The sequence below is a fragment of the Pseudomonas rossensis genome, from assembly GCF_039888995.1.
In the GTDB taxonomy this organism is placed as follows: Bacteria; Pseudomonadota; Gammaproteobacteria; order Pseudomonadales; family Pseudomonadaceae; genus Aquipseudomonas; species Aquipseudomonas rossensis.
On the sequence record NZ_JBBWCB010000037.1, the window covers coordinates 39,024 to 49,068 of the forward strand.

The following is a 10,045-nucleotide window of genomic DNA, read 5'->3' on the forward strand; positions in this document are numbered from 1 at the left end:
AACCGGTAAGGAATTTATGTGCGGATTAGCTGGCGAGTTACGTTTTGATCATCAACCTGCAGACCTTGCAGCCATTGAGCGAATCACCCATCACCTAGCCCCTCGCGGCCCTGACGCATGGGGCTTTCATGCCCAAGGGCCGATTGCCCTGGGCCATCGTCGCCTGAAAATCATGGACCTGTCGGACGGCTCGGCGCAGCCGATGGTCGACAACCAGCTGGGCTTATCCCTGGCCTTCAACGGCGCGATCTACAACTTCCCTGAACTGCGCACTGAGCTTGAAAGCCTCGGTTATGCCTTCTATTCCGGTGGTGACACCGAAGTGCTGCTCAAGGGTTATCACGCCTGGGGCGAAGCGCTGTTACCCAAGCTCAACGGCATGTTCGCCTTCGCCATTTGGGAGCGCGACGCTAAACGCCTGTTCATCGCCCGCGACCGTCTCGGCGTGAAGCCGCTGTACCTGTCGCGCACCGGTCAGCGCCTGCGCTTTGCCTCGACGCTGCCGGCACTGCTCAAGGGCGGCGACATCAACCCGATCCTCGATCCGGTGGCGCTCAATCAATATCTGAATTTCCACGCCGTGGTCCCGGCGCCGCGCACCTTGCTGGCCGGCATCGAAAAACTGCCACCGGCGACCTGGATGCGCATCGAAGCGGATGGCACCACCGAACAGAAAACCTGGTGGACCCTGCCCTACGGCCCACACGCCGACGAGATGAATCTGACACTCGAAGACTGGCGCGACCGTGTACTCGACAGCACCCGTGACGCGGTGGCGATCCGTCAACGGGCGGCGGTCGACGTCGGTGTTCTGCTTTCGGGCGGTGTCGATTCGAGCATGCTGGTCGGTCTGTTGCGTGAAGTCGGTGTTGAAAACCTGTCGACCTTCTCCATCGGTTTCCAGGATGCCGGCGGCGAGCGCGGCGACGAGTTCCAGTATTCGGACCTGATCGCCAAGCACTACGGCACGCAGCATCACCAACTGCGCATTGACGAAAAAGAGATCATCGAGCAATTGCCCGCAGCGTTCCGCGCCATGAGCGAGCCGATGGTCAGCCATGACTGCATTGCTTTCTATCTGCTGTCCCGTGAAGTGGCCAAGCATTGCAAAGTGGTGCAAAGCGGCCAGGGTGCAGACGAACTGTTCGCCGGTTATCACTGGTACCCACAAGTCGACGGTGCCGAAGATCCGTACGCAGCCTATCGCGATGCGTTTTTCGACCGTAGCTACGACGACTACGCCGCCACCGTGCAGCCGAAATGGCTGACGGCCAATGACGCCGCCGGTGACTTCGTCAAAGAACATTTCGCACAGCCCGGCGCCGATGCAGCGGTGGATAAAGCCCTGCGTCTGGACAGCACGATCATGCTGGTGGACGACCCGGTCAAACGCGTCGACAACATGACCATGGCCTGGGGCCTGGAAGCGCGCACACCATTTCTCGACTATCGCCTGGTGGAATTGTCGGCGCGCGTGCCGGGCAAATTCAAACTGCCGGATGGCGGCAAGCAAGTCTTGAAAGAAGCGGCGCGGCTGGTGATTCCGAGTGAAGTGATCGATCGCAAGAAAGGTTACTTCCCGGTGCCGGGCCTGAAGCATTTGCAGGGCGATACGCTGAACTGGGTGCGCGAACTGCTGCTCGATCCGAGTCAGGATCGTGGCCTGTTCAAACCGGAGATGCTCGACCGCCTGCTGACCGATCCGCAAGGTCAATTGACCCCGTTGCGCGGTTCCAAACTGTGGCAATTGGCGGCCCTGAACCTGTGGCTCAGTGAACAAGGAATCTGATCGATGAAACCCCACGCCACGGCCTACAGCCAACGCTTGTTGCGCGGTCAGACGCCCTCTTACGAACGCTTGCAGGCACGCCTGGCCGAAGACGGCAGTGAATTGGGCGCCGCACCGATCGCCGTGCATTGCGGTTGGGGCCGGTTGCTGATCGGCCATACCTTCCCGGATGCGGCGAGCCTGGCCCAGGAGCTGCTCAATGAGCACACCGGTGAACGCGACATCGCCCTGTACGTGGCTGCCCCCCAGCAAGTACTGGGGCTGGAGCCGGCCCAGTTGTTTCTCGACCCCTCCGACACCCTGCGCCTGTGGTTCAGTGATTACCGTCAGTCGACTCGGGTGTTTCGCGGTTTTCGCATCCGCAGGGCCCAGAGTGATGCGGACTGGCAGGCGATCAATCAGCTATATCAGTTGCGCGGCATGCTGCCGATCGACGCGAGTCTGCTGACCCCGCGTCATCAGGGTGGGCCCGTCTATTGGCTGGCCGAAGATGAGGACAGCGGCGCGATCATCGGCAGCGTCATGGGCCTCAACCATCACAAGGCGTTCAACGATCCGGAAAATGGCAGCAGCCTGTGGTGCCTGGCGGTCGATCCGCAATGTTCACGACCGGGTGTCGGTGAAGTGTTGGTGCGGCATTTGATCGAGCACTTCATGAGCCGTGGGCTGAGTTACCTGGACCTGTCCGTGCTGCACGACAACCGGCAGGCGAAAAGTCTTTACGCCAAGCTGGGGTTTCGCAACCTGTCGACCTTCGCGATCAAGCGCAAAAACTGCATCAATCAGCCGTTGTTTCTGGGCCCGGGTCCCGAAGCCGAATTCAATCCTTATGCACGGATCATCGTCGAGGAAGCTCACCGTCGCGGCATCGAAGTGCAAGTCGATGACGCCGATGCCGGCCTGTTCACCTTGATCCACGGCGGTCGCCGCGTACGTTGCCGTGAATCACTCAGCGATCTGACAAGCGCCATCAGCATGACGTTGTGCCAGGACAAAAGCCTGACGCACAAAGTGCTCAAGGCCGCCGGCCTGAACCTGCCATCGCAGCAACTGGCCGGCAACGCCGATGACAATCTGGCGTTTCTCGACGAGCACGAACGGGTGGTGGTCAAACCGCTGGATGGCGAACAAGGCCATGGCGTCGCGGTGGATTTACGGACCATCGAAGAGGTCCAGCAAGCCATCGAATCCGCCCGCCAGTTCGACAGTCGAGTGCTGCTGGAGAGCTTCCACGAAGGCCTCGACTTGCGGATTCTGGTGATCGGTTTTGAGGTGGTCGCCGCGGCCATTCGCCGACCGGCAGAAGTGGTGGGCGATGGTCAGCATTCCATCGGTGCGCTGATCGAAGCCCAGAGCCGGCGTCGTCAGGCGGCTACCAGCGGCGAAAGCAAAATCCCGCTGGACCATGAGACCGAGCGCACCTTGCAGGCTGCCGGTTACGACTACAGCAGCATTCTGCCGGCGGGCGAGCATCTGTTCGTACGGCGCACGGCGAACCTTCACACCGGCGGGATTCTTGAGGATGTGACGGCGATCCTGCATCCGACGTTGGTGGATGCGGCGGTGCGTGCGGCGCGGGCGCTGGATATTCCGATGGTCGGACTCGACCTGATAGTGCCCGCCGCCGATCAACCGGAATACGTATTTATCGAAGCCAATGAGCGTGCCGGGTTGGCCAACCATGAGCCGCAGCCGACGGCCGAGCGGTTTGTGGATTTGTTGTTTCCGCATAGTCAGCCGGCGGCCTGACATTGATGTGTTGCCTGTCTGGGCCCCATCGCGAGCAAGCTCGCTCCCACATTTGACCGCACTCCACTGTGGGAGCGGGCTTGCTCGCGAAGGCGGCCTGACAGGCACCACAGATTCTTTCCCTTCATCGAAACCATCGATGGCCTCAACTCATCAGGAGTTTCCATGACCAGCAAAATTCCCGAACCGGACCTGAACTACCTGCAAAAAGTCCTGCTGGAAATGCTCGCCATTCCCAGCCCGACCGGGTTCACCGACACCATCGTGCGTTATGTCGCCGAACGGCTTGAAGAGCTGGGCATTCCCTTTGAGATGACCCGCCGCGGCACTATCCGCGCCACCCTCAAGGGCAAGAAGAACAGTCCCGACCGCGCGGTCTCCGCTCACCTCGATACCATCGGCGCGGCGGTTCGCGCGATCAAGGACAACGGCCGTCTGACCCTGGCGCCTGTCGGCTGCTGGTCCAGCCGTTTTGCCGAGGGCAGCCGAGTCAGCCTGTTTACCGACAACGGCGTGATCCGTGGCAGCGTGCTGCCGCTGATGGCTTCCGGGCATGCGTTCAATACCGCCGTGGATGAAATGCCGATCAGTTGGGATCACATCGAGCTGCGCCTGGACGCCTATTGCGCTACGCGTGCCGATTGCGACTCGCTGGGCATCAGCGTCGGTGATTTTGTCGCCTTCGACCCTTTACCGGAATTCACCGAAAGCGGCCACATCAGCGCCCGTCATCTCGATGACAAGGCCGGCGTTGCCGCATTGCTGGCGGCGCTGAAAGCGATCGTCGACAACGGCGAAGAGCTGATGATCGACTGTCATCCGCTGTTCACCATTACCGAGGAAACCGGCAGTGGCGCCGCGGCGGCGTTACCGTGGGACGTCAGCGAATTCGTCGGCATCGACATTGCCCCGGTCGCGCCGGGTCAGCATTCCAGCGAACACGCGGTGAGCGTGGCAATGCAGGATTCCGGCGGGCCTTACGACTATCACCTGTCGCGGCATCTGCTGCGCCTGGCCAGTGACAACGAATTGCCGGTGCGCCGTGACCTGTTCCGCTACTACTTCAGCGATGCCCATTCGGCGGTCACTGCCGGGCACGACATTCGCACCGCCCTGCTCGCCTTCGGCTGCGACGCCACTCACGGCTACGAACGCACTCACATCGATAGCCTCGCCGCCCTCAGCCGCCTGCTCGGCGCCTATATTCTGAGTCCGCCGGTGTTTGCCAGCGATGCACAACCTGCCAAGGGGTCGCTGGACCGGTTCAGTCATCAGATCGAACATGACACACAGATGGAAAGCGATACGCGGGTGCCGTCGGTGGATAGTCTGGTGGGGCAGCGGTCGGATAACTAAAGCGAACGCAAAACCGTAGGAGCTGCCGCAGGCTGCGATCTTTTGATCTTCTGGCGTCAGTTGCATCGCTGAAAATCAAAAGATCAAAAGATCAAACGATCAAACGATCAAACGATCAAACGATCAAACGATCAAACGATCAAACGATCAAACGATCAAACGATCAAACGATCAAACGATCAAACGATCAAACGATCAAAAGATCAAAAGATCGCAGCCTGCGGCAGCTCCTACTGGTCCTGTGCGTTCAACCGCCGTAGCATCGCGCCATTGTTTAGCCGAGGTGCCTATGCTGATCCCCCACGACCAACTTGAAGTCGACACCCTCACCCGCCTGATCGAGGATTTCGTAACCCGTGACGGTACGGACAACGGTGATGACACACCGCTGGAAACTCGTGTTCTGCGGGTTCGCCAGGCATTGACCAAGGGCCAGGCGCTGATTGTCTTCGATCCGGACAGTGAGCAATGCCAGTTGATGCTCAAGCATGATGTGCCCAAGCACCTGTTCGACTGAGGTCTTCAGCGCCCTTTGTTTTTTGCCCGTTTGGCCTGGATGCGGTCGTAGACCTCCGCCCGGTGCACGCTGACGTTCTGCGGCGCTTCGACACCGAAGCGCACAGTGTTGCCGTTGACCGCGACAATGCGCACGGAAATGTCGTCACCGATGGAAATCAATTCGCCCACAACGCGACTGAGTACAAGCATGACATTCATCCTTCAGGGTTATCGGACCCTGAAGATGCCTCGCGTGCAGCAGCTCTTCAATGCGCTGACAGACAATCAGTCCCACCCTACAGCGCAGCACGAACGCTTCCTAAGGAAACGTCTGACAAATCCATTGATTGAAGGACCGATCCTTCAGGAAGCGGAGAATCGCGGGCCGAAAAGGATGACGCTGGCCCCGATCACACACAGCGCCACACCGATCCAGTCCGAGCCCAGCGGACGAATCCGCTCGACCACCGCCAGCCAGCCGATCGAGGCGATGATGTAGATACCACCGTAAGCGGCGTAGGCGCGACCGGCATAGGTCGCTTCGATGCGGGTCAGCAGCAGCGCAAACAAGGTCAGACTGAGCAGAGCCGGCACGACCCACCAGGCGCTTTCACCCTGGCGCAGCCACATCCAGAAGGCGAAACAGCCGGCGATTTCAAACAGCGCGGCGAGGAAAAACCACAGGTAATTGAGCATGCAAACGTCTCGCGAGGATGGCCGATGGCGGCCACCCTAACGACGGTGTTGTGCACAGGGCAAGCTCAACCTGCGGTTTGTTTGGCCTTGGCGCGCATTTTGTCGGCCATGACGGTCATTTCGTCGTAGAGCAGTTGCGGGTTCTTCTGCTTGAGCGCCCAGGCCATGCGGCCCTGTTCGTGAGGCAGGATCATGAATTCGCCGGCGGCAACGTGTTGATAAATGTAGTCAGCAATGTCGGCCGCGGTGATCGGCGAGCTTTCCAGCAACTTGCCGACCTGGGCTTTCATCGCCGGCGTCGGGCCACGGAAGGAGTCCAGCAGGTTGGTCTGGAAGAACGACGGGCAGACGACATGCACGCCCACTTCCTGCTGCGCCAGTTCGATCAGCAGGCTTTCGGACAACGCCACCACGCCAGCCTTGGCCACGTTGTAGTTGCTCATGGCCGGGCCTTGCATCAGGGCGGCCATCGACGCGATGTTGATGATCTTGCCTTTGCTTTTTTCCAGCAGCGGCAGGAAGGCCTTGCAGCCCTTGACCACGCCCATCAGGTTGATCGCGATCTGCCAGTCCCAGTCTTCCAGCGACAGTTCACTGAAGAACCCGCCCGAGGCAACGCCGGCGTTGTTGACGATGACATCGATGCCACCGAGTTTCTCGTCGCAGGCTTGGGCGAAAGCGGTCAGCTGGCTGTAATCGCGCACGTCGCAACGCTGGATAAAACCGTCGCCGCCGGCGTCGCGAACCAATTTCAGGGTTTCCTGCAGGCCGGGTTCGCTGACATCCGACAAGGCCAGCTGCCAGCCTTCACGCGCCCAGCGCAGCGCGATTTCGCGACCTAAGCCCGAGCCCGCGCCAGTGATCATCATGCGATTTTGCATAGCAAACAGCCTTGTTGTTCCGGGGAAGATGCGTCGAGTGTAGCGAAGGACAATGCCCGACCCACGCTCCATCAGATTGCTGAATGGCCCGAGCAAACCGTGGCAGCGCCTGAACCAACTAGACTCATTAAAAACGAAATAAGCCTTTCTTCGAAAAACATTAAAAAAACTTGGAATTTTCTTTCATGAGCGACAGTCGGATTTTGTAAGCAGCCTGGTTTTATAGCATCCCGGCTGACAGTTAAACGCCAGGTATTCCAGAACACTTCCAACAAGGAAATAGACATGGGCACAATTCTTATCGTAATCCTGATCCTCTTGCTGATTGGTGGTTTACCAGTGTTCCCGCACTCCAGAAGTTGGGGTTATGGCCCGTCGGGTATCATCGGCGTCGTGTTGGTGGTGCTGTTGATCCTGCTATTGCTCGGCAAGATATAAAGGTTTAACCGGCAAAAAAAAGAGGCCCTTTTCAAGGGCCTCTTTTTTTATTGCATCAAGACTTAGTCCGGCTTGCCGTCAACCACACCGGCGGTATTGTCGATCAGGCTCTTGGTCGCCGTTTGCAGGAACGCTTCGAGCTTGAGCTTCAGCTCAGCGGTACGCGGTGCATTCGGAACGATCTCGGCGTGTGGTGTCGCGCCCAGTTCGTACTGGTACATCTTCGGCGCCATTTCCTTTTCCTTCGGCAGCACCAGAATCTGATCAGCCGTGATGATGGCGGTGGTCTGCTCGCTACCCGACGGCTTGATCACGCCAAAACCAGTGTCGCCTTCAGGCAGGTTTAGCAAATCGCGGCCCCAGCACTGATGACGCACTTCGCCACCAATACGGCCCACGATGGTCGGCACGATGTCGATCTGTGTGCCCACGGTATGGTCTCGCTCGCCGAACTTTTCCTGGATGCCCGGTGCGATCATCAGCATCGGCACGTTGAATCGGCCCAGGTCCATTTCTGTGATCTGACGCTCGTTGCCAAAACCGTGGTCGCCGACGATCACAAACAGGGTTTCCTTGAAATACGGCTCCTTGCGGGCCTTTTCAAAGAACTGGCCCAGCGCCCAGTCCGCATAGCGCATGGCGGTCAAATGCTCGTTCAGGCTACCGCGATCGGTCACGCGCTCAACCGGCAATGGGGTCGGCAAGGCGTAAGGAGTGTGGTTGGACAGGGTTTGCAGCAGCGCATAGAACGGCTTGCCGTTTTCCCGAGCCTTGAGCTCTACCAGACCACGGTCGAACATGTCCTGGTCGGACACGCCCCAGGTCGGATCGGAAAACACCGGGTTCACGAAGTCGTTACGACCAATGAAGTTGGTCATGCCCTGGTTGCTGAAGAAACCCGACTGGTTATCCCAGGCGAAGTCGCCGTTGTAGACGTACACGTCTCCATAGTCACGGGCACTGAGCAATTGCGGCAGGCCGGACAACTTGTGGCTGCCTTCCGGCGTCTGCATCAGGTATTCGAAACCTGGCAGGTTCGGGAAGCACGCCATGGTGGCGAACATACCCTGGTGGGTATGGGTGCCGTTGGAGAAGAAGCGGTCGAACATCAGGCCTTCCTTCGACAGTTTGTCGAGGTACGGCGTGATGTTGCCCGGTGCGCCCAAGGCGCCCACCGAGTGACCGGCCATGCTTTCCATCAGGATCACGACGACGTTCTTGATCGGCAGGGTCTTGTCGGCCGGCGGCGTGTAATCGCGACGTACGGCTGCGGTTTCGGTGTCCACCAGTTTGTCGTCCGCCATCACCAGCATGTCACGCACGATTTTCTGCGCTTCAGGCTGTGGCAGAGTGGCCTTCCAGATGTTGTCGCGATCTTCTGACATCCGGTTTTTGGCCGCTTCGACCAGCGACAGGGTGCCATTGAGGCCCAACTGGTTGGCGAAGTTCGAGTCGGTGGTGTAGACGTCACCCCAACGCATCGGCGGGCCTTGACGCAGCGTGCCACGAGCAGCGACCACGCAGACCAGCAAGCAAACCACGAACACCGCGATGCGCGAATACCACGGGGCGATCTGGCGGGTGCCAATGCTGCCGCCGCTGAACGGGCCGCGAGGACGGGTAGCGCGGTCGGCGCCCTTGAACGCCAGGGTCAGGATCAAGGTGCCCACGGCCCAGGCCAGCAGGTAGCGAACCACCGGGAAACCGTACCAGAGCATGCTCATCACGGTTTTCGGGTCTTCTTTCACATACTGGAAGACCAGTCCGTTGAGGCGCTGGTGGAACTCGCGGTAGAAGTCCATCTCCATCAGGCCGAGGAACAGCGCGATGCTTGTCGCAATGGTCAGCCAGAAACGGAAGAATGCGCGGGCGGCCATGGCGCGTGCACTGAACAGCGCCAGCAGCAATGGAATGCTGAGGTAGACCACCAGGCGCAGGTCGAAACGCAGACCGTTGGCGAACGCTTCGAGAAAGGTCGAGGCCGGGGTGTCGAGGATCATCTCGCGGTTGTAAACCAGCAGCGCAACGCGCAGCAGGCTGAACATGACCATCATGACCAGGGCACACAGCAGCGTGTAGGCCAGATGCGATTTGACGGTCGGTTGCAGCAGGCGACTAGAAGCTCGCTGCTGATTCAGGGCGTCCGGGATTGCCATGTCGTTTTAGGACCCATTGGAAGTTTAAGTTTCAAAAATACAGCTGCGCCTTGCCCTCTGTTGGCCAGTTCTCGGCCCCGGGGCTTGCGCGGTGCGCAAATGTTGCACGATCAACCGCCGCATTGCCATTGATTACTGCCCGGATGTTGGCGCGGGCGAATTGTCTTGGAGGCTTTGTGAAAATTTCGTGCAACGTATATTCGGAAACAAAATAAAGTCCGCCTGCTTCTGATGCCGGTTAGTTTGGGGGCATATCCGTTTCTTTGGTAACGGCGGCTGGCGGTTTCGCTTTTACAGCGAGTCACTTTCGAAAAGCGCGAAAGTAACCAAAGCGCTTTTGCCCCTTTCGTTCGGTGCCTCGCTTAGGCTCGGCATGCCCTCGCTCCGGTCCTGCTCCGTGGGCCCGCCGCCATCGGCCATCCATGGCCGGGGGCGGCTAACCCGGCATCCATGCCGGGTTGCCCACTGCGCAGAACCTCCAC

Annotated in this window: 10 protein-coding genes; 5 read left to right on the forward strand and 5 right to left on the reverse strand. The window is 59.3% G+C overall.

What is annotated here, in order from left to right:
- The first annotated feature begins 16 nt into the window (after positions 1-16).
- The 4 genes from WLY71_RS12465 to WLY71_RS12480 all read left to right on the forward strand — a co-directional run bounded on the left by WLY71_RS12465 (position 17) and on the right by WLY71_RS12480 (position 5,411).
- The gene (locus WLY71_RS12465) at positions 17-1,789 is read left to right on the forward strand and encodes an N-acetylglutaminylglutamine amidotransferase (RefSeq protein ID WP_347803783.1); all 1,773 of its coding nucleotides are present in this window, start codon (positions 17-19) and stop codon (positions 1,787-1,789) included.
- Between the two features lie 3 nt (positions 1,790-1,792).
- Entirely contained in the window at positions 1,793-3,538 is a 1,746-nt protein-coding gene (gene ngg / locus WLY71_RS12470) for an N-acetylglutaminylglutamine synthetase (RefSeq protein WP_347803784.1), read from the forward strand.
- 165 nt (positions 3,539-3,703) lie between these two features.
- Positions 3,704-4,894, forward strand: coding sequence for an osmoprotectant NAGGN system M42 family peptidase (locus WLY71_RS12475; RefSeq protein WP_347803785.1), 1,191 nt, complete (start codon positions 3,704-3,706; stop codon positions 4,892-4,894).
- A gap of 289 nt (positions 4,895-5,183) precedes the next feature.
- Positions 5,184-5,411 (forward strand): YheU family protein, encoded by a 228-nt coding sequence (locus WLY71_RS12480; protein WP_025212539.1) that lies wholly within the window; start codon positions 5,184-5,186, stop codon positions 5,409-5,411.
- Between the two features lie 5 nt (positions 5,412-5,416).
- Here the strand turns inward: WLY71_RS12480 and csrA are convergent, their stop codons facing one another.
- From csrA to WLY71_RS12500, 4 genes are all read right to left on the reverse strand, one after another.
- Positions 5,417-5,602 carry a carbon storage regulator CsrA gene (csrA, locus tag WLY71_RS12485; RefSeq protein WP_282481278.1) on the reverse strand — a complete coding sequence of 62 codons (186 nt, stop codon included), beginning with the start codon at positions 5,600-5,602 and terminating at the stop codon, positions 5,417-5,419.
- Between the two features lie 153 nt (positions 5,603-5,755).
- A complete protein-coding gene (locus WLY71_RS12490) occupies positions 5,756-6,088 on the reverse strand; it encodes a YnfA family protein (RefSeq protein WP_347803786.1) in 333 nt (110 codons plus the stop codon).
- A gap of 65 nt (positions 6,089-6,153) precedes the next feature.
- Positions 6,154-6,969, reverse strand: a complete 816-nt coding sequence (locus WLY71_RS12495) for an SDR family oxidoreductase (protein ID WP_347803787.1) — start codon at positions 6,967-6,969, stop codon at positions 6,154-6,156.
- A gap of 71 nt (positions 6,970-7,040) precedes the next feature.
- On the reverse strand, positions 7,041-7,256 hold the full coding sequence (locus WLY71_RS12500) for a hypothetical protein (RefSeq protein ID WP_347803788.1): 216 nt from the start codon (positions 7,254-7,256) through the stop codon (positions 7,041-7,043).
- Between WLY71_RS12500 and WLY71_RS12505 the strand changes: the two genes are divergently transcribed.
- The gene (locus tag WLY71_RS12505) at positions 7,249-7,407 is read left to right on the forward strand and encodes a DUF3309 family protein (RefSeq protein ID WP_172901242.1); all 159 of its coding nucleotides are present in this window, start codon (positions 7,249-7,251) and stop codon (positions 7,405-7,407) included. The genes WLY71_RS12500 and WLY71_RS12505 overlap by 8 nt on opposite strands.
- A gap of 62 nt (positions 7,408-7,469) precedes the next feature.
- Here the strand turns inward: WLY71_RS12505 and WLY71_RS12510 are convergent, their stop codons facing one another.
- Complete coding sequence (locus WLY71_RS12510) at positions 7,470-9,563, reverse strand: LTA synthase family protein (RefSeq protein ID WP_347803789.1); 2,094 nt, start codon at positions 9,561-9,563, stop codon at positions 7,470-7,472.
- Between the last annotated feature and the right edge of the window lie 482 nt (positions 9,564-10,045).

Bases quoted from the DNA above. Each gene is read 5' to 3' on its own strand.
- WLY71_RS12465 (WP_347803783.1), top strand. From the start codon at position 17: ATGTGCGGATTAGCTGGCGAGTTACGTTTTGATCATCAACCTGCAGAC.
- ngg (WP_347803784.1), top strand. From the start codon at position 1,793: ATGAAACCCCACGCCACGGCCTACAGCCAACGCTTGTTGCGCGGTCAG.
- WLY71_RS12475 (WP_347803785.1), top strand. From the start codon at position 3,704: ATGACCAGCAAAATTCCCGAACCGGACCTGAACTACCTGCAAAAAGTC.
- WLY71_RS12480 (WP_025212539.1), top strand. From the start codon at position 5,184: ATGCTGATCCCCCACGACCAACTTGAAGTCGACACCCTCACCCGCCTG.
- csrA (WP_282481278.1), bottom strand. From the start codon at position 5,602: ATGCTTGTACTCAGTCGCGTTGTGGGCGAATTGATTTCCATCGGTGAC.
- WLY71_RS12490 (WP_347803786.1), bottom strand. From the start codon at position 6,088: ATGCTCAATTACCTGTGGTTTTTCCTCGCCGCGCTGTTTGAAATCGCC.
- WLY71_RS12495 (WP_347803787.1), bottom strand. From the start codon at position 6,969: ATGCAAAATCGCATGATGATCACTGGCGCGGGCTCGGGCTTAGGTCGC.
- WLY71_RS12500 (WP_347803788.1), bottom strand. From the start codon at position 7,256: ATGTCTATTTCCTTGTTGGAAGTGTTCTGGAATACCTGGCGTTTAACT.
- WLY71_RS12510 (WP_347803789.1), bottom strand. From the start codon at position 9,563: ATGGCAATCCCGGACGCCCTGAATCAGCAGCGAGCTTCTAGTCGCCTG.